This is a genomic window from Streptomyces sp. NPDC006294 (assembly GCF_042870895.1).
GTDB lineage: Bacteria > Actinomycetota > Actinomycetes > Streptomycetales > Streptomycetaceae > Streptomyces.
This window is the reverse complement of sequence record NZ_JBIAHV010000006.1, coordinates 1-18297: the sequence shown is the minus strand read 5'-3', so window position 1 is coordinate 18297 and position 18297 is coordinate 1. Positions and strand designations below refer to the sequence as shown.

15 protein-coding genes and 2 pseudogenes are annotated in these 18297 nt (G+C 73.5%); 9 read left to right on the top strand and 8 right to left on the bottom strand.

Going from position 1 to position 18297, the window contains the following annotated elements; translation table 11 throughout:
* Nucleotides 1–2: 2 nt before the first annotated feature.
* Both ACFYOP_RS11775 and ACFYOP_RS11770 read left to right on the top strand, forming a co-directional pair.
* Nucleotides 3–1373 carry an alpha-lytic protease prodomain-containing protein gene (locus ACFYOP_RS11775; RefSeq protein ID WP_356897342.1) on the top strand — a complete coding sequence of 457 codons (1371 nt, stop codon included), beginning with the start codon at nt 3–5 and terminating at the stop codon, nt 1371–1373.
* Nucleotides 1374–1546: 173 nt separating this feature from the next.
* Entirely contained in the window at nt 1547–2425 is an 879-nt protein-coding gene (locus ACFYOP_RS11770; protein ID WP_356897340.1) for a trypsin-like serine protease, read from the top strand.
* A 47-nt stretch (nt 2426–2472) separates the two neighbouring features.
* Here the strand turns inward: ACFYOP_RS11770 and ACFYOP_RS11765 are convergent, their stop codons facing one another.
* The 3 genes from ACFYOP_RS11765 to ACFYOP_RS11755 all read right to left on the bottom strand — a co-directional run bounded on the left by ACFYOP_RS11765 (nt 2473) and on the right by ACFYOP_RS11755 (nt 6523).
* Complete coding sequence (locus tag ACFYOP_RS11765; RefSeq protein ID WP_356897338.1) at nt 2473–3495, bottom strand: hypothetical protein; 1023 nt, start codon at nt 3493–3495, stop codon at nt 2473–2475.
* 88 nt (nt 3496–3583) lie between these two features.
* Nucleotides 3584–5347: a SpoIIE family protein phosphatase gene (locus tag ACFYOP_RS11760; RefSeq protein ID WP_388451356.1), complete on the bottom strand. Its 1764-nt coding sequence runs from the start codon at nt 5345–5347 to the stop codon at nt 3584–3586.
* A gap of 99 nt (nt 5348–5446) precedes the next feature.
* Complete coding sequence (locus ACFYOP_RS11755; protein ID WP_356897336.1) at nt 5447–6523, bottom strand: AraC family transcriptional regulator; 1077 nt, start codon at nt 6521–6523, stop codon at nt 5447–5449.
* A gap of 196 nt (nt 6524–6719) precedes the next feature.
* Here ACFYOP_RS11755 and ACFYOP_RS11750 point away from each other — a divergent pair, with 196 nt between their 5' ends.
* Nucleotides 6720–8795: a neutral/alkaline ceramidase gene (locus tag ACFYOP_RS11750; RefSeq protein WP_356897334.1), complete on the top strand. Its 2076-nt coding sequence runs from the start codon at nt 6720–6722 to the stop codon at nt 8793–8795.
* A gap of 154 nt (nt 8796–8949) precedes the next feature.
* Nucleotides 8950–9873, top strand: coding sequence for a glutamate ABC transporter substrate-binding protein (locus ACFYOP_RS11745; protein WP_356897332.1), 924 nt, complete (start codon nt 8950–8952; stop codon nt 9871–9873).
* 54 nt (nt 9874–9927) lie between these two features.
* Here ACFYOP_RS11745 and ACFYOP_RS11740 read toward each other — a convergent pair.
* Nucleotides 9928–10146, bottom strand: a pseudogene (locus tag ACFYOP_RS11740) (pyridoxamine 5'-phosphate oxidase family protein); the annotation flags it as partial.
* Between the two features lie 187 nt (nt 10147–10333).
* Complete coding sequence (locus ACFYOP_RS11735) at nt 10334–12553, bottom strand: NADP-dependent isocitrate dehydrogenase (protein ID WP_356897330.1); 2220 nt, start codon at nt 12551–12553, stop codon at nt 10334–10336.
* 159 nt (nt 12554–12712) lie between these two features.
* Between ACFYOP_RS11735 and ACFYOP_RS11730 the strand changes: the two genes are divergently transcribed.
* A complete protein-coding gene (locus ACFYOP_RS11730; protein ID WP_356897328.1) occupies nt 12713–13381 on the top strand; it encodes an ATP-dependent endonuclease in 669 nt (222 codons plus the stop codon).
* Between the two features lie 136 nt (nt 13382–13517).
* Here ACFYOP_RS11730 and ACFYOP_RS11725 read toward each other — a convergent pair whose 3' ends face one another.
* Together ACFYOP_RS11725 and ACFYOP_RS11720 are read right to left on the bottom strand one after the other, a co-directional pair.
* Nucleotides 13518–13670, bottom strand: a complete 153-nt coding sequence (locus ACFYOP_RS11725) for a hypothetical protein (RefSeq protein WP_356897325.1) — start codon at nt 13668–13670, stop codon at nt 13518–13520.
* Nucleotides 13671–13802: 132 nt separating this feature from the next.
* Complete coding sequence (locus tag ACFYOP_RS11720; protein ID WP_356897464.1) at nt 13803–14111, bottom strand: response regulator; 309 nt, start codon at nt 14109–14111, stop codon at nt 13803–13805.
* 154 nt (nt 14112–14265) lie between these two features.
* On the opposite strand from ACFYOP_RS11720, the gene ACFYOP_RS11715 reads away from it, so the two are divergent.
* From ACFYOP_RS11715 to ACFYOP_RS11700, 4 genes are all read left to right on the top strand, one after another.
* Nucleotides 14266–14460 carry a hypothetical protein gene (locus tag ACFYOP_RS11715; protein ID WP_356897323.1) on the top strand — a complete coding sequence of 65 codons (195 nt, stop codon included), beginning with the start codon at nt 14266–14268 and terminating at the stop codon, nt 14458–14460.
* Between the two features lie 82 nt (nt 14461–14542).
* Entirely contained in the window at nt 14543–15316 is a 774-nt protein-coding gene (locus ACFYOP_RS11710) for a PepSY domain-containing protein (protein ID WP_356897321.1), read from the top strand.
* A gap of 257 nt (nt 15317–15573) precedes the next feature.
* Nucleotides 15574–16767, top strand: coding sequence for a serine hydrolase (locus ACFYOP_RS11705; RefSeq protein ID WP_356897319.1), 1194 nt, complete (start codon nt 15574–15576; stop codon nt 16765–16767).
* A 21-nt stretch (nt 16768–16788) separates the two neighbouring features.
* Entirely contained in the window at nt 16789–17577 is a 789-nt protein-coding gene (locus ACFYOP_RS11700; protein ID WP_356897317.1) for a DNA-formamidopyrimidine glycosylase family protein, read from the top strand.
* Nucleotides 17578–17608: 31 nt separating this feature from the next.
* Here the strand turns inward: ACFYOP_RS11700 and ACFYOP_RS11695 are convergent.
* Nucleotides 17609–18297, bottom strand: a pseudogene (locus ACFYOP_RS11695) (aldehyde dehydrogenase (NADP(+))); the annotation flags it as partial.

Below are 18297 nucleotides of genomic sequence, written 5' to 3'. Positions count from 1 at the left end.
CCATGCTCCACAGACACGCCAGGTCAGCGTGTGTCGGTGCCGTCGCCGCGGGCGCGCTGATCCTGACCGCCCTGCACGGTGCCGCGTCGGCACAGCAGACCGGACCGGGACCCGCGGCGCGCACCGCGGCGGACACGCTCGCCGTGTCCGCCGCACAGCCGGAGCTGCTCCGGGCCATGCAGCGGGACCTCGGCCTCACCCGGGCCCAGGCCGAGCGGCGGCTGGTGAACGAGGCCGAGGCGGGAGCCACCGCTGCCGGACTCCGGCAGCGGCTCGGCGGATCGTTCGCCGGGGCCTGGGTGGCGGGCGCCGACTCCGGCACGCTGACCGTCGCCACCACCAGCGCGGCGGACGCCGCCGCGATCAGGAGCGCCGGCGCCGACGCCGAGATCGCCTCCCACACGCTGGCCGAACTCGACCGTACGAAGGCGGCGCTCGACCGGGCCGCCGCGCGCGACTCCTCCAGGGACGTGCCGGTCTGGTACGTCGACGTCCGCACCAACTCCGTGGTGGTCCGGGCCGTGAAGACGTCCGCCGCCGAGGCCCTGATCGGGGCGAGCGGCGCGCAGCGCGACCTGATACGGGTCGTGCCGACCCGTGAACAGCCGCGCCCGCTCTACGACATCCGCGGCGGCGACGCGTACTACATGGGCGGCGGCCGTTGCTCCGTCGGCTTCGCGGTCACCCGGGGCGCCACCCAGGGCTTCGCCACCGCGGGGCACTGCGGCCGGGCCGGCACGGCCACCAGCGGCTACAACCAGGTGGCGCAGGGGACCTTCCAGGCGTCGACGTTCCCCGGCCGGGACACCGCCTGGGTGGCGACGAACGCCAACTGGACCTCGACGCCGTACGTCAAGGGGCAGAGCGGTCAGAACGTGCGGGTGACCGGCTCGGTGCAGCAGCCGGTCGGCGCGTCGATCTGCCGCTCCGGGTCCACCACGGGCTGGCACTGCGGCACCATCTCGCAGCACAACACCAGCGTCACGTACCCGGAGGGGACCATCACCGGCGTCACCCGTACGACCGTGTGCGCCGAGCCCGGTGACTCCGGGGGCTCGTACATCTCGGGCAGCCAGGCGCAGGGCGTCACCTCCGGCGGCTCCGGCAACTGCCGGACCGGCGGCACCACGTACCACCAGCCCCTCAACCCGCTGCTGCAGGGGTACGGGCTGACCCTGAAGACGACCACCGACGGTCCGGGCGAGCCGCCCGAGGAGCCCGAGGAGCCGGGCGGCACGTGGGCGGCCGGCACGGTCTACCAGGCGGGCGCGCAGGTCACCTACGGCGGGTCGGCCTACCGCTGTCTGCAGGGCCACCAGGCCCAGACCGGCTGGGAGCCGCCGGCCGTCCCGGCGCTCTGGCAGCGCCTCTGATCCGAACCGCCTCCCCGAGGGAGCGCGTGCCGTGGCCGGGGGGCCGCGGCGCGCGCTCTTCCGCGTCCCGGCGCCGCTTCACGGCGCGAGGGCCCTTGCCGCGCCGACCGCGACACGCTTCACTGTCGATCACTCCACAGGAGCCCCGTTCCCGTGACACCGAAGGGTTTCCCTTGACTGCCCTGCCCATACGTCTGACCGGCGTCGCCGCCGGCGCCTGCGCCCTGATCCTCAGCGCGGCCGTGCCGTCGTCCGCGATCAACTCGTACAACGCGACGCCCGCGCCCGAGCGCACCGAGGTCGGCGCGCTCGTCGCCACCTGGGACAACGACGACGACCCCGCCACACCCGACCGGGTGGACTGGGTCTGCTCCGGCACGATGATCGACGCGGACACGTTCCTCACCGCCGCCCACTGCACCACCGACTGGCCGGAGAACGTCAGGTTCTACGTCTCCCTCGACCAGGACGTGCAGGCCGGCCTCGACGAGGCGGCCACCCGGCACCCCGGCGACCCGGCGGCCGTCGCCGCGGCCGTGGGCGTCCAGGGCGCCGCGCACCACCACCCCGGCTACCCGGGCCCCGCGGTGGACACCCGCGACATCTCCGTCGTGGAGCTGCCGGCCGCGCGGATGAAGGCCCGCTGGTCGTTCACGCCGGCCACGCTGCCCGAGGCGGGGGCGCTCGACGCGCTCGGGCCGCAGGGCCTGAAGGACACTCCGTTCACGGTCGCCGGGTACGGCACCCAGGAGGCCCAGCGCGGACCGGGCGGTCACACCCATCCCGGCGGCGGTGTCCGGATGAAGGCGCCGGTCAGCTTCGACGCCCTCAACAAGTCCTGGGTCCGCCTCGCCATGACGGCCCCGCAGGGCAACGGCGGCGCCTGCTACGGCGACTCCGGCGGCCCGAACTTCGCCGTGCTGGACGGCAAGCGCACCCTGGTGTCCACCACCATCACGGGCGATTCCCCCTGTTACGCCACCAATGTGACGTACCGTCTGGACTCCCCCGGCGCACGGGCGTTCCTCGCGCCCTTCACGAAACTGCCCTGACGTCCGCCCCCCGACCGGACGACGGTGGGACCGCGGACGGCGGCTGATCACCAGTCGCCGTCCGCGACCGCCTTCCCCGGCTTCGGCGCGTCGCCGAGCGGCACGATCTGCTCCGGGACGGGCGGCTCCCACGGCGTGTGGTCGTCGCCGAGCCAGTCGCCGACGGGCCGCACATCCGTGAGAGGGCCGGCCGGCGCGAGGTCGGCGGCGCTCTCGTCGTAGTAGTCGTACCAGGGCAGTCCGGCGCGCGTGTAGGCCGCGCGGTCGACGGGCGACGGCGGCGCGTCCTCACCGGTGATGCGCCGCCACTCCGGTGGGGTCACCAGGTGCACGAAGACCCGGCCGGAGGGCTCCTGCGACCAGTCGCGCGGGCTCCGGTCGTCGCGGTAGACCTCCTGCCGCATGGAGCCGCCCACGCCGAGCCCCATGGACGCCGCCCGGACCCGCGGCGCAGCCCCGGGCGCCGGAGGCGGCGCGGCCCCGAACGCCATCGGCGCGGCGGGGGCCGGGGCGGCCACAGCGCGGGCCCGCGCCTCCTCCCGCCAGGCGGCCAGCGCCGCGGGCGACAGTCCGTACGCCTGGAGCTGCACGCCGCCCCAGGTCTCCTCGCCGGTCACCTGCCCCTCGACGGTGGCACCCGTCCCGAGCGGTACGGCGACGAACTGACGTACCGTCCCCCTGCCGGAGTTGATGCCGTCCAGCCACGGCTGGCGGGGCAGCACCACATAGTTCTGCGGGGTGCGGGTCAGGGTGGCGCGCCACGGCTCGCCGGAGACGGCGCAGACCTTGCCGACGCCGACCTGGAGGGCGGCCGGCTCGCTGCTGCCCGCGAAACTGAGCCACATCGCCTCGCGCAGACACACGGGCAGCATCACGCCGCCCCGCTCGCGCATCTGCGGCGGCACGGCGGAGAGGTGGTCCTCGACGCGCCGTACCGGGAACTCGCCGAGCCCCGGCGGCAGTCGGTGCGTCCCCGTTTCCGGCAGCCGGAGCGTCCTGATGAAACGGACCCGCACACCCGCGCCCAGCAGCAGACTGTTTCCGTCGATCCGCACGGCACTCGCGGCCACGGTGAACCCCCCTCGTCCCGTTACCTCTCCGCAGGTACTACGCAGGACGGCCGGTTCCGGTTCCCCGGCGGCACCCTCCGGGACGCGTTCAGACCGCGGGCACGATGTCCTGCTCGGCCCAGACGACCTTGCCGCCGGACGTGCGGCACGAACCCCAGCGCCGGCACATCATGTTGATCAGCTGCAGGCCCCTGCCGCCCTCGTCGTTGATCGTCGCGTGCTGGATGAGCGGCAGGTCGGGGCCCGTGTCGGAGACCTCCACGACGAGGCGCTCATGGCGCAGCAGCCGCAGTTGTCCGGGGCCGCCGCCGTAGCGCAGGGCGTTGCCGACGAGTTCGCTGACGACGAGTTCGGTGGTGTCGGCCAGGCCCTCCAGGTCCCAGTCGGCCAGTTGCCGCACCACCAGTCGGCGGGCCGCGGAGGCGGCCGTGGCGTCGGCCGGCAAAGTCCAGACGGCCAGGTCCTCCCCCGGACGGCGGGCGTACGCGGTGGCGACCAGCATGACGGCCTCGTCGAAGCGCTGGCCGGGGCCCCAGCCGCCGGCCAGCAACTCGCACGACTCGAGCTCCCCTGCGCCGGCGGCGGCGACGGCCTTGCGCAGCCGCGCCAGCTGTACGTCGACGTCCTCGGCGCGGGTCTTGATCAGTCCGTCGGTGTAGAGCAGCAGCCGGCTTCCGGCGGGCACGGCCGCCTTGGCCGGGTCGTACGGGATGACGCCGGCGCCCAGCGGCGCGCCCACCGGTACGTCGAGGTACTCGGCGTTGCCGGCGGCGTCCACCAGCAGCGGCGGCGGATGGCCGGCGGTGGCGAGGGTGCATTCGCCGGTGGCGGGGTCGTACACCGCGCACAGGCAGGTGGCGACCTGGTCGTCCTCCAGGTCACGGGCCGCGAGGTCCAGTCTGGCGAGGACGCGCTCCGGCACCGTGTCCAGGGCGAGCAGGGTGCGGGCGATGGCGCGCAGCCGGCCCATGGTCGCCGCGGCGGCGAGGCCGTGGCCCATGACGTCGCCGACGACGAGGGCGGTCCGCCCGCCGGGCAGGGCCATCACGTCGTACCAGTCGCCGCCGACACCGCTCGCGTCGGCGGTGGGGGCGTAGTCGGCGTGGACGTCGAGGCCGAGCGTCTGGGGGGTGGTCCGTGGCAGAAGGTTGCGCTGGAGGCTGACGACCTGCTCGCGCTCCCGTTTGTACAGCCGGGCGTTGTCGACGAACACGGCTGCCCGCGAGGCGAGTTGCTGGGCGAGCACGAGATCGGTGCGGGAGAACGAAGGTCTGCTGCCGGCCCGCACGAAGTCGGCGACGCCGAGCAGCACACCGCGGGCGATCAGGGGCACCACCATGTAGCTGTGCACCCCGGCCGCGCGCATCTTCTCGGCGGCGCTGAGGGTGGGCGCCACCTGCGCGAAGTCCTCGCGGGAGAGCCGGCTCATCAGCACCGGCTGCCGGCGCATCAGGGCCCGGACCGCGATCGTGTCCTTGTTGACCGAGGCCAGTTCGCCCACCGGGTCGGGTTCCAGCGCCATGAGGCGCGGCACGGCGGAGACGGCCATGGCCCGCATCACGGGCCGCTCGCCGTCCCGGCCCGCCTCGACGTGCTCGCCGCGCAGCGCGGACTCCAGCAGGTCGATGGCCGCGCCGTCCGCGAGGCGGGGCACCACGAAGTCGGCCAGCTCCTGCGCCGTGCGTTCCAGGCCGAGCGTGGTGCCGATCTCGGTGCCGGCGAGGCTGAGCCACTCGAGACGGCTGCGGATCCTGAACCGTTCGGCCACGGCGGCCGCCCGGCGCACCGCCGGTCCTCCGGCCCGCCGCGCCCATCCCGGATCTCTCACCGCACCGCCTTTCCCTGCCGTCATTGGATCAAGTATGGGGCGCGGCGCGGCGCAGAGCACCCGGACTGCAGGACCTGGTACGTATCCGCGGGCGATCCGGCGGCCGGGGTTCGCCGGCACGTCTCACTGCCGGCGTGCCGTGGAGCCGCGCAGCGCGGAGGGGCTGGCGCCGAACCAGCGGGTCACGGCGCGGCGCAGGGTGCGGGCGTCGCTGAAGCCGAGCAGGCCCGCGATCCGGTGCAGCGGGAGGTCGCTCGTCATCATCAGTTCCTCGGCCCGCACCAGCCGCACCGAGTCGACGAGCGCCTCGTAGCTGGTGCCGTGCTCGGCGAGCCGCCGGCGCAGCGTCCGCTCGCTCATGCCGCGCTCCAGCGCCTGCTGGGCGAGCGGCGGCACCCGGGGCAGCGCCCGGGCGAGAGACACCTCCAGCCCCTGCACCAGGTCCTGCCGGTCCCTGCCGTGCGCGCGGGCCGCGTCGAGGAGTGCGACGACCTGGGCGAGGGTGTAGGCGTCCGCGCCGGGCAGCGGGCTGTCCAGGGACTCGGCGGAGAAGACCAGCCGGTCGTCGGGGGCGCCGAAGGTGACGGGGCAGCGGAACCAGCGCTCGTACTCGTCCCCGTACGACGGGCGCGGATGCCGTACGGCGACGCGGTGCGGGGCGAACTCCTCGTGCCAGGCGTCCCGGATCAGGGCGACGATGCTGCCGAAGGCCTCTTCGAGCAGGAACGCCCGCAGGCCCGAGTCGGTGTACCGGGCGGTCGCCAGGATCGCGGCGCCGGCCGGCACGCGCTCGAAGCGGTAGTCGAGCATGGACCCGGTGACGCCGTGGTGGCGGACGCCGAGCAGCAGGGCGTCGTGGAGCGTGGGGCTGGCCTGGAGGGCGAGACCGACCAGGCCCCACGCGGTCACCCGCTGGCGGCGGCCCACCGCGAGGCCGAGCGCCGGATCGCCGAGGTCCCGTATCGCCTCCCTGATGACGGAGCTGCCCTGCCGGTAGGACACCCGCTGGCCGACCGCGCTGAGGGCGGCCTCGCTCAGTCCCGCGCGGCGCAGGGCGGGGCCCAGGTCGTGGCCGCGTTCAGCGGCCACCAGGGTGAGGTAGCGCAGCAGGTGGGGGGTGATGGTCGCGGACCCGTGCCGGGGGTCGGCGAGCCGCGGTGTCCGTGCGGCCCGGGCGGGTGCCGGGTCGTGCGCCGTCATCGCCTCACCTCCCGGGCGGTCACTGTAGGGACCGGGACGGCGGGAGGACAGAGCCGGTGGCCGGTGAAGTCCCGTTACTGGCCGGTCCGGTCCTCTCCAGCGGCCGCCCGCCGCGGTTACCTTCGGTCACACCTGTCACGACCGGCCCGGCCCCGCGCGGGGCCGTTCCGGCACGAGGGCGTACGAGGGAGTAGGCATGAGGTTCCCCACGACCGGCTCCAAGGCGGTCTCCCTGCTGCTCGCCGGGGCGCTCGGCGCCCTGGCCCCGGCAGTCGTACCGGAGGCCGTTCCGGCGGGCGCGGCGACCGCGCGGGCGGCGGAGTCCGGGCCGACGACGTATCTCGTCGGCCGGGGCATCTCGGACGTGACCGGAGAGGCCGCCGAGGTCGGCATGATGGGTTACTCGAGCTTCGAGCAGAAGGCGACCGGCATCCACCAGCGGCAGCGCTCGCGGGCCTTCGTCGTGGCCGACCGGACCAGCGGCGAGCGGATCGTGTACGTCAACGCCGATCTGGCGATGATCTTCCAGTCCGTGCGGCAGGGCGTCGTCGCGGAGCTCGGGCGGCGCTACGGCTCGCTCTACGGCGACCGCAACGTCCTGCTGTCCGCCACCCATACGCACGCCGGCACCGGCGGCCACTCCCACCACCTCGCCTACAACCTGGCCTCGCTGGGCTTCCAGAAGAACACCTACCGGGCGATCGTCGACGGCATCGTCGAGTCCGTGGCCGAGGCGCACGAGGATCTGCGGCCGGGCACCGTCACCCTCGGCAGGGGCGAGCTGAACAACGCGAGCGTCAACCGCTCACGAACCGCGTTCGAGGCGAATCCAGCCCGCGACCGGGCCGCCTTCCCCGACGCGATCGACCCGGCGATGACCGTGCTGCGCTTCCGGCAGGGCGCCACCGACATCGGCGCCATCAGCTGGTTCGCCACCCACAACACGTCGCTCACCAACAGGAACACGCTGCTCAGCCCGGACAACAAGGGCTACGCGGCGTACGAGTGGGAGCACGGCGCCGAGGGCGTGCGCTATCTCGAAAACCGCAAGGGCTTCGTGGCGGCGTTCCCCAACACCAACGCCGGCGACATGTCCCCCAATCTGAATCTGCGGCCCGGTTCCGGTCCGACGGAGGACGAGTTCGAGAACACGCGGATCATCGGCGACCGGCAGTTCAGGGCGGCGCAGCGGATCCACGACGCGGCCGCCGTCCCGGTGCGCGGCAGCGTGGACTCCCGGCTGCGGTTCGTGAACATGGAGGACGTGACGGTCGACGGGAAGTACACCCCGGACGGCAGGGAGCACCGCACCTGCCCGGCCATGGTCGGCGCCTCGACGCTCGCCGGCAGCGTGGAGGACGGGCCCGCGATCCCCGGCTTCACCGAGGGCATGAACAGCCCCGTCGCGAAGCTGCTGGAGCCGTTCGGCATCGACCCGCCCGAATGGCTGGTGAGCTGCCAGTACCCGAAGGCGAATCTGGTGCCCACCGGGCTGGTCAACGCGGTGACGCCGACGACCCCGACCGTGCTGCCGCTGCAGATCGTCAAGATCGGCCAGTTCCATCTGGTGGCCGGACCGGCCGAGTACACGATCGTCTCGGGGCTGCGCATCCGCCGCACGGTCGCCGAGGAGCTGGGCATACCGCTGGAGAACGTGCTGATGCAGGGGTACGCCAACGCGTACAGCCAGTACGTGACCACGCCGGAGGAGTACGACCTCCAGCAGTACGAGGGCGGTTCCACCCTCTACGGCAGGTACACGCTCCCCGCCCAGCAGCAGGAGTTCGCCGCACTGGCGGCCTCGCTGCGGGACGGCACGCCGGCCGGCGGCGGGCCGACGCCGCCCGACCACTCGGACCGCCAGACGTCGCTGCAGACCGGTGTGGTCATGGACAACCCGCCGGCGGGCCGGCGGTTCGGCGACGTGCTGGCGGAACCGGCCGCCTCGTACGGGCCGGGGACCACGGTCACGGCCGAGTTCGTGACCGGCCACCCGAAGAACGCCCTGCACCGGAACGGGACCTTCCTCGAGGTGCAGCGGCAGGTGGACGGCGGCTGGGTCCGTCATCTCGACGACGGCGACTGGGACACGACGTACCGCTGGGTGCGGCTGAACGGCGTGACGGGCACGTCCAAGGCGGTCATCACCTGGAAGGTGGCCCCCGGCACGCCGGCCGGGACGTACCGGATCGCCCACTTCGGCGACGCCAGGAGCCTGTTCGGCCCGATCAGCGCCTTCAGCGGCGCCACCCGGACCTTCCGGGTGGACTGACCCGCGGGGTGCGCACCCGGCGCGGCGTTGCCGGGTGCGCGGCCCGGATGGCGCCGTATCCGGAATGTGATGCTCAAGTTCCGCTCAGATGTAATGACGCTCGACCCTTCGACTCCTTACTCTCCTCGCAAAATCGAGTGAAGGATGTCGCACCATGAAGGCCTACCAGTCCGCCGCCACCGCGGCCGTCACCGTGTTCGCGGTAGCACTCACCGCAACGGGATGCGCCGGCGATTCCGAAGGCGCCGGCAATGGGCCCTCCCGCACGGTGAACGCCAAGGACCTGCCGCAGCTGCCGACGTACAAGGTCGCCACGGACGTCGATCTCGACTCCCCGACGTGGAAGAAGGCGAAGAAGGCCGGGAAGCTCGTCATCGGCGCCAAGAACGACCAGCCGTTCCTCGGTTTCGAGAACGAGGACGGAGAGCGGTCCGGCTTCGACATCGAGATCGCCAGGATGATCGCCGCCGACCTCGGCTTCTCCGCCCGGCAGATCGAGTTCAAGACGGTGGACACGGGCGTCCGCGAGACCGCGCTCTCCAGTGGCGAGGTCGATCTGTACGTCGGGACGTACACGATCAACGACGAGCGCAAGAAGAAGGTCTCCTTCGCCGGCCCGTACTACCTGGCCGGCGCCGACCTGCTGGTCCGCAAGGACGACAGGACGATCGCCGGTCCGTTCTCCCTGGAGGGCAAGACGGTCTGCTCGGCCAAGGGCTCCACGGCGCTCGGGGAGATCAAGAAGCCGGAGTACAACACGCAGACGGTCGAGACGACCAAGTACACCGAGTGCGTCCAGCGGCTGCTGGCCGGCGAGGTCGACGCGGTCACCACGGACGACGCGATTCTCAAGGGCTACGCCGCCCAGCACCCGGACAAGCTGAAGGTCGTCGGCCAGCCGTTCACCGAGGAGCCGTACGGGATCGGGATGCGCAAGGGGGACACGGTGCTGAAGGAGGCCGTCAACGACGCCCTCCAGGCGCACGACGAGAACGGCGACTACAAGCTGGCGTACGACGCGACGCTCGGCCTCTCCGGCTCGCGCTACGTCGGGCCGCCGATGGTCCGCCGCGACTGACAGCGCGCTCCCAGGGCCTCCGGCGGGCGGTGCGGCCCGCCGGAGGCGCCGCGGTCACACGTCGCCGAGGTCCGCGCTGATCCAGCGCTGCGGCCGCATCCGGACGACCCCCATGTCGCCGTGGTTCCGCCAGGCGAAGTCGACGTACGCCTCGACCTTGGCGGGGTCGAGGTAGCGCGCGGAGATCTCCACCAGCTGCTCCCGGGTGGCCGGGGCCGTGTCGGCGACGGGGCCCTCGACCAAGACGTAGCGGACCGTCGGTTCGAGCCGGTCGAACGGGTGACTCCTTCGTACGCGGGCGTCCGCCGGGACCGGCGACCGCCCGGCCCGGCTCGTGTCCCGTGACAACCCCCGCGGCCCGCCGAGTTGTTCCCGGCGGGCACGCGGAGCGCCCCGGCCGGGCACGAGGGCCGGCCGGGGCGGATGCGGGACGGGCGGGGCGACTGCCCGCCGTCGCGCGTCAGGCCAGGGTCGAGAGAGCCTGGTTGAGGGTCTTCGACGGGCGCATCACGGCCTCCGCCTTGGCGGGGTCGGGACGGTAGTAGCCGCCGATGTCGGCCGGCGAGCCCTGCACGGCGATCAGCTCGTCGACGATGGACCGCTCCTGCTCGCCGAGCGTCTTGGCGAGTGCCGCGAACGCCTCCGCGAGCTGCGTGTCGTCGGTCTGCTTCGCCAGCTCCTGGGCCCAGTACAGGGCCAGGTAGAAGTGGCTGCCGCGGTTGTCGATGCCGCCCAGCTTGCGGCTCGGCGACTTGTCCTCGCCCAGGAAGGTGCCGGTGGCGCGGTCGAGCGTGTCGGCGAGGACCTTGGCGCGGGCGTTGCCCGTGGACGTCGCGAGGTGCTCGAAGCTGACGGCCAGGGCGAGGAACTCGCCGAGGCTGTCCCAGCGGAGGTAGTTCTCCTTGACGAGCTGCTGGACGTGCTTCGGGGCGGAGCCGCCGGCACCCGTCTCGAACAGCCCGCCGCCGTTCATCAGCGGGACGACGGAGAGCATCTTGGCGCTGGTACCGAGCTCGAGGATCGGGAACAGGTCCGTCAGGTAGTCGCGCAGCACGTTGCCGGTGACGGAGATGGTGTCCTCGCCGCGGCGGATGCGCTCCAGGGAGAAGGCGGTGGCCTCCACCGGGGACATGATCTCGATCTGCAGGCCCTCGGTGTCGTGCTCGGCCAGGTAGGTCCTGACCTTCTCGATCAGCCGGGCGTCGTGCGCACGGGTCTCGTCGAGCCAGAACACGGCCGGGACGCCGGTCGCGCGGGCGCGGGTGACGGCGAGCTTCACCCAGTCCTTGATCGGCGCGTCCTTGGTCTGGCACATGCGGAAGATGTCGCCGGCGCTGACGGCCTGCTCCAGCACGGCGTTGCCCGCGGCGTCGACGACCCGCACGGTGCCGGTGACCGGGACCTCGAAGGTCTTGTCGTGGCTGCCGTACTCCTCGGCCTTCTGCGCCATCAGACCGACGTTCGGCACCGAGCCCATGGTGGACGGGTCGAAGGCGCCGTTGGCGCGGCAGTCGTCGATGACGACCTGGTACACACCCGCGTAGCTGCTGTCCGGAAGGACGGCGACGGTGTCGGCCTCCTCGCCGTCCGGGCCCCACATGTGGCCGGAGGTGCGGATCATCGCCGGCATGGAGGCGTCGACGATGACGTCGCTCGGCACGTGCAGGTTGGTGATGCCGCGGTCGGAGTCGACCATCGCGAGGTCCGGGCCCGCGGCCAGCTCGGCGTCGAAGGACGCCTTGATCTCGGCGCCCTCGGGAAGCGACTCGAGGCCCTTGTAGATGCCGCCGAGGCCGTCGTTCGGAGAGAGGCCGGCCTTGGCGAGCGCCTCGCCGTACGCGGCGAACGTCTTCGGGAAGAAGGCGCGCAGCACGTGACCGAAGACGATCGGGTCGGAGACCTTCATCATGGTGGCCTTCAGGTGCACGGAGAACAGCACACCCTCGGCCTTGGCACGGGCGACCTGCTCCGTCAGGAACTCGCGCAGGGCGGCCACGCGCATCACGGACGCGTCGACGACCTCGCCGGCGAGCACCGGGACCGACTCGCGCAGCACGGTGGTGGAGCCGTCGTCGCCCTTGAGCTCGATGCGCAGCGAACCGGCCTCGCCCAGCACCGCGGACTTCTCGGTGGAGCGGAAGTCGTCGGCGCCCATGGTGGCGACGTTCGTCTTCGAGTCGCCGCTCCAGGCGCCCATGCGGTGCGGGTGCGCCTTGGCGTAGTTCTTGACCGAGGCGGGGGCGCGCCGGTCGGAGTTGCCCTCGCGCAGGACCGGGTTGACGGCGCTGCCCTTGACCTTGTCGTACCGGGCGCGGATGTCGCGCTCCTCGTCCGTCTTCGGGTCGTCCGGGTAGGCCGGCAGCGCGTAGCCCTGCTCCTGCAGCTCGGCGACGGCAGTCTTCAGCTGCGGGATCGAGGCCGAGATGTTGGGCAGCTTGATGATGTTGGCCTCCGGCGTCTTCGCCAGGGCGCCGAGCTCGGCGAGGGCGTCGTCGATGCGCTGCCCCTCCTCGAGGTACTCGGGGAACTGCGAGATGATCCGCCCCGCGAGCGAGATGTCACGGGTCTCCACGGTGACACCGGCCGTCGAGGCGTACGCCTGGATCACAGGCAGGAACGAGTACGTCGCCAGGGCGGGCGCCTCGTCAGTGTGCGTGTAAATGATGGTCGAGTCAGTCACCCGGTGCTCCGCTCTCCACGTCTGCAACATTGCTCGACATCAAGATATCCCGTGATCGCTTCCCTCTCGACAGGGCCCTGCCCGCCGCCGTCGCGGCGGGCGGCAAACCGGTGGGCGAGCGCCGCCGTCTCGCGTACGCTCCGGCGCGATGGAGGGGTCATGAACATGGAACTGTTCCGCTCGGCGTTCGTCGCCTGGGCGGCGAACGGCCGTGAGGCCGCGGCGGCGGCCACCGCCGCGCGCGAGCTGGCGAAGGCGGCACGGCTGCGCGAGGTCGTGCTCGTCGAGGGCCGCAGCGACCGGGCCGCGGTGGAGGCGCTGGCGCCGCGGCTGGGCCGGGATCTCGGCGCGGAGGGCGTGTGCGTCGTCGCGATGGGCGGCGCGACGAGCATCGGCCGTTTTCTGGACCTGCTCGGCCCGCGGGGGATCGACGCGGAGCCGGCGGGTCTGTGCGACGCGGCGGAGGAGGCGTTCTTCCGGCGCGCGCTGGAGCGGGCCGGACGAGGGCCGCATCCGGACCGCGCGGCGCTGGAGCGCGGTGGCTTCCAGGTGTGCGTCGCGGACCTGGAGGACGAGCTGATCCGGGCGCTCGGCGCCGGCGCCGTCGAGGAGGTGTTCGCCGCGCAGGGCGATCTGCGGTCCTTCCGGACCTTCCAGAAGCAGCCCGCGCAGCGGGAGCGGGGCGTGGAGGGGCAGATCGGGCGCTTTCTGGGCACCATCCGGGGCCGCAAGATCCACTACGGGCGGGCCCTGGTCGAGGCGCTCGACCCCGGCGCGGCGCCCCGGCCGCTGCTGCGGCTGCTGGCGGGCGTCGGGCCGGCGGCCTGACCCGTCTGATCAGCCCGGCCGTCGGCGCGGTGCCGGCCCGGCGTGGCGGCGCACGGGTCCGGCGTGGTGCGCCTGCCGTCGCGCGGGAGGCGCGGCGTGGCGGCCCTCGCCGGGAGGCGCGGCCCGGCCGGCGGGGTCAGCGGCCGGCGAGGACGTCGCTGAAGTCCATCACGCGCCCCATCTCCCGCAGCGTCTCCTCGGCGGTCCGCCGGACGTCCGCGGGTACGTCGCCGCGCTCCTCCACCAGGTCCGCGTAGATCGGTGCGTCGGTACGGTCTGCGGCACTCATCTGGAACAGGGTCCTTTCACGGGGTCGTCTCGTCACCGCGCCCGACCGCGGCCGAGAGCAGGCACCGAGTGTAGGAGGTGCCCGGGCGGTGTCCGTCGGCGACCCTGGGTCCCGCGCACCGGCCCCGTACGCTCAGGGCCCGGCCAGACCGGCCCTGATCGCGTATCGGGTCAGCTCCAGGCGGTCACGCAGGCCGGGTTTGCGCAGTGGGTTCGCCCGGTGCCGCTGGACCGTCTTCACGCTGATCACGGGCGTCTCCGCGATGTCATACGGGGCGGGCATGGCGATGTCGAGGACGGCCAGGTCGACGGCGTGGGCGCGGGCCATGGCGATGGCTTCGGCGCCGTCACCGGCCTCCGCGACGACGCGCAGGTCCGGCTCCCCGTCGAGGATCAGCCGGACGCCGCGCCGGACCAGAGCGTGGTCGTCGGCGAGCAGGATGCGGACCTCATCGGTCTCCGGGAAGGCTACGGCTCTCCACTTCTCTCGTTCCGATCCCGCCGGGCTCGCATGCCCCTGGCACCGCGCCGCGCCGCGTCGTCGTCAGTCGCCGACTCCCCCGTGGCCCTTCGGGCACGGGAGGTGTCCCCACCGCGTGGACTCTCCTTTGACGGCGGCGGACGGGATCCGCAGCCGTGCGTACGGCTGGGCCGCCACGGCGGGTGCGGCGGTCGCCCTGACCGACCTGGCCGCCTACGCGGTCGTCGCCCGGTTCCTGGACGGACGGCGTGACTCGGCGTGGGAAGGGGCCTGGGCCGACACCTCGCCGCGCTGGACGCCGTCGGAATGAGGGCACTGACCGGACGGACGCGATCGGGTGATCTTCCCGGCGGCCCGTGTCCGGGACGGGGCCAGGGGTTACGCGTGGCGACATGAACGTATCGACTCATGGTCTTCGTCTGCGTACCGCGATCCCCGGATGCCTCATCGCCTGTTCCGCCCTTCTGCTCACCGCCTGTGGCAGCGACAAGGGGACCGAGGTCAGCGCGGCCGCCGCCCAGCCGACGGGCAGTCCGACCGGCACCGCGAGCCCCACCGGTTCGCCGAGCCCGACGGGCAGCCCGACCCGTCTCACGGACGACCAGGCCGAGCGCAGGGCGCTGGTCCCGGCCGCCACGGTCACCTGGGACAAGGCCGCCGACACGGCCGTCGGCGAGGTCGCCGGCAGCAAGCTGGTCGAGATCGAACTGACGCGCTACCAGAGCGGCGGCGCCGCCAGCCCGTCCCCCAGCCCGGCCAGCCCCTCGCCGAGTCCCGCCAGCCCCTCTCCCAGCCCCTACCCGAGCCCCGGCGCCCCCGCGTGGGCCGTCGACGTCGCCACCGAGGACGGCGCCCTCCACACCGTCCATGTGGACGCGGCCTCCGGCCAGGTACTCGGGTCCCGGCAGGAGTCCGACCAGAGCGCCGACGAGAAGCGTCGGATCACCGACCGCCTGGCCCAGGCCAGGACCACGCCCGAGCAGGCCGTGCAGACGGCGACCGGCAGGACGGACGGGACCGTCACCGCCGTCGAGCTCGACAACGACGACGCCGACAAGCTGATCTGGTCGGTCGACGTCGTCACCCAGGCCGACTGGAACAAGACGACGTTCGACATCGACGCGACGAACGGCAAGATCCTGCGCGAGCAGGTCGACCGCGACTGACGCGTACGCCCGCACCCCGTACGTACGCCGAGCAACGCCCCTGCCCCCGGCCACAAACCGGGGGCAGGGGCGTACGCGTACCCGGACGGGTGCCCGCGCCGCGAGGCCGGGGCACCCGGCGCCAGGCGCGTCGCGGCCGGCGTCATGCGCGACGGCGGACGCCCCGACCGCTGCGAGGCGCCACCCCCGGAGGGTCGGCTACCGCCGGTCGGCTCAGCGGAACTGCGCGTCCCCGGACCCGTTCCTACGCTGGCCGAATGATCATCAGATTGACTGCACGGCTGGTCTGTTGCTGCCTGGCCGCCGTCGCCGCGGGCACTGTCGGGCTCCTCCCCGCCTCCGCCGCCGCGCGCGCCGACCCCACACCCCGGCCCGCCGCCGGCGCGTCGCCGCTGCAGGACCCGGGGACGCACGTCGGAGACCTGGGCGGCGCCCCCGGACTCCCGGACGTCTCCGCACTGTCGTGGCTGGTCGCCGACGCCGACACCGGTGACGTGCTCGCCGCACACGACGCCCACCGCCCGCTGCCGCCCGCCAGCACCATCAAGGCGCTCTTCGCCGTCACCGCGCTGCCGCGCCTCGCGGACGCCGCACCGCACACGGTCACCGAGGACGACCTCGCGGACGTGGGCGAGGGGAGCAGCCGGGTCGGCATCGCCGCCGGCCGTACCTACACGGTCGACGACCTGTGGCGGGGTGTGTTCCTCAGCTCCGGCAACGACGCCGTGCACGTACTGGCCCGGATGAACGGCGGCTGGACCGCCACGGCCGAGCAGATGCAGGCCAAGGCCCGCGAACTGGGCGCCTTCGACACGGAGGTGGTCTCCCCGGACGGCTACGACGCGCCGGGCCAGGTCTCGTCCGCGTACGACCTGGCGGTGTTCGGGCGCGTGGGCCTGGCGGACCCGCGGTTCGCCGAGTACGCGGCGACCGTCGACGCGCAGTTCCCCGGCGGCACCGCGGACGACGGCAGCCCCACTTGGACCTACGGCATCCAGAACACCAACCGGCTGCTGACGGGCGCGAAGGGCGTGGAGAAGTACCCGGGGATCATCGGCGTCAAGAACGGCTACACCTCGCACGCCGGCAACACGCTGATCGCCGCCGCGCGCCGGGACGGCCGGACCCTGCTGGTGACGGTGATGAACCCTCAGCAGGGCGGCGGGCGCTCGGTGTACGAGGAGGCGCGGTCGCTGCTGGACTGGGGGTTCGCCGCGGCGGGACGGGCCGAAACCGTCGGGTCGCTGGAACCGCCCGTGGCGCAGCAGGCTCCGCCGGCCGGACCCGGCCCCGTCACCCCGACCGCCGCACCGCCCGCGCGCGCCGGCGCCGTGTCCGGCGGGACCGGGTCGGGGATCGCGTACGCCTGGACGGGAGCCTTCGTCGGCACGGCCGGCCTGGCCGCGGTCCTCGTCCTGCGGCAGCGCCGCAGGCCGGGCAGGCTCTCGTGAGAACTGCGGCTGGAGGATGTCGTGCCCGAACTGCCCGATGTGGAAGGCTTCCGCGAGGTCCTGGCCGCCTGCGCGCGGGGCAGACGGATCGAGCGGATCGAGGTCGGCGACACGGGTGTGCTGCACGGGGTGAGTGCTCCGCGGCTGCGCCGCGCGCTGGAGGGGCGCCGGTTCACGGAGCCGGCGCGGCACGGGAAGTGGCTGCTCGCCCGTACGGACGGGCCGACCGTGCTGCTCCACTTCGGCATGACCGGCGCACTGGTCTGCTGTCCGGCGACGGATCCGCCGCATCCGCACGACCGTGTCGTGTTCACCGTAGGCCGTGACCAGCTCCGCTACCGCGACCAGCGCAAGCTGCGGGGGCTGTGGCTCGCCGACGACGCCGACCGGGACGTCGCGCGGATCCTCCACGACCAGGGGCCGGACGCGCTGTCGGTGGACCGGGAGGAGTTCGACAGGCTGCTCTCCCGCCGGCACGGCCGGGTCAAGCCGGCCCTCACCGACCAGTCCGTCATCGCCGGGCTGGGCAATCTGCTCGCCGACGAGATCCTGTGGCGCGCCGGTGTGCATCCGGCGCGCCGGGCCGACCGGCTGGACGACGACGAACGCCGCCGGCTGCACACCGAGATGCGCCGCACTCTGCGCTCGTCGGTGCGGGCCGGGCGGGTTCCGCCGAGGCGGACCTGGCTCACCGGCCGCCGCGACGACGCGGCTCCGCGGTGCCCGCGCTGCGACGGGCCGCTGCACAAGGAGCGCGTCGGTGGGCGCGGCACGGTGTTCTGCCCCCGGTGTCAGCCGGAGGGCGCGTGACGGCCGCGCGTCGCCACGCCCTCCGGGGACGTCAGTGTTGCAGTTGGCCGTTGACGCGGCGGGGAAGGGCGTGCGGGTTGTCGTCGTGGAGCTCGGGGGGGAGCAGTGGGTGGGGGGTGTTCTGGTAGGTGACGGGGCGGAGCCAGCGTTCGATGGCGGTGGTGCCGACGGAGGTGGAGGTGGAGGTGGAGGCGGGGTAGGGGCCGCCGTGGTGCTGGGCGGGGGCGACGGCGACGCCGGTGGGCCAGCCGTTGACCAGGACCCGGCCGGCGAGGGGGGTGAGGCGGGCCAGCAGGTCGGCCCCGCGGCCCGCGCCACCGGCCTCCTCGGTGGACAGGTGGAGGGTGGCGGTCAGGTTGCCGGGCAACCGGTCCAGCACCGCCGCGACCTCCTCGTCGCTGTCGTAGCGGGCGACGACGGTGACCGGGCCGAAACACTCCTCCACCAGCAGATCGTGCGGCCCCTCGCCGGCCAGCCGGGCCGCCGGGACGGTGAGGAAACCCGGGCTGACCGTGTGGGCCGAGCCCGCGCCCGGGGTCACCGGCGCCTCCACCTCCGGCAGCGCCGCCCGCTCCGCCACACCGGCAACGAAACCCTCCCGCATCCGAGCGTCCAGCAGCACCCTCGAGCCCGTACTGCTCACCTGGTCGGTCAAGGCCTTGACCAGCCGGTCCCCGCCGCCACCGGCCGGCGCCAGCACCAGACCCGGCTTGACGCAGA

Excerpts from the sequence above, each read along its gene's own strand:
- ACFYOP_RS11705 (WP_356897319.1), top strand. The coding sequence starts at position 15,574 with ATGATCATCAGATTGACTGCACGGCTGGTCTGTTGCTGCCTGGCCGCC.
- ACFYOP_RS11750 (WP_356897334.1), top strand. The coding sequence starts at position 6,720 with ATGAGGTTCCCCACGACCGGCTCCAAGGCGGTCTCCCTGCTGCTCGCC.
- ACFYOP_RS11725 (WP_356897325.1), bottom strand. The coding sequence starts at position 13,670 with ATGAGTGCCGCAGACCGTACCGACGCACCGATCTACGCGGACCTGGTG.
- ACFYOP_RS11745 (WP_356897332.1), top strand. The coding sequence starts at position 8,950 with ATGAAGGCCTACCAGTCCGCCGCCACCGCGGCCGTCACCGTGTTCGCG.
- ACFYOP_RS11760 (WP_388451356.1), bottom strand. The coding sequence starts at position 5,347 with ATGACGGCAGGGAAAGGCGGTGCGGTGAGAGATCCGGGATGGGCGCGG.
- ACFYOP_RS11755 (WP_356897336.1), bottom strand. The coding sequence starts at position 6,523 with ATGACGGCGCACGACCCGGCACCCGCCCGGGCCGCACGGACACCGCGG.
- ACFYOP_RS11775 (WP_356897342.1), top strand. The coding sequence starts at position 3 with ATGCTCCACAGACACGCCAGGTCAGCGTGTGTCGGTGCCGTCGCCGCG.
- ACFYOP_RS11730 (WP_356897328.1), top strand. The coding sequence starts at position 12,713 with ATGAACATGGAACTGTTCCGCTCGGCGTTCGTCGCCTGGGCGGCGAAC.
- ACFYOP_RS11710 (WP_356897321.1), top strand. The coding sequence starts at position 14,543 with ATGAACGTATCGACTCATGGTCTTCGTCTGCGTACCGCGATCCCCGGA.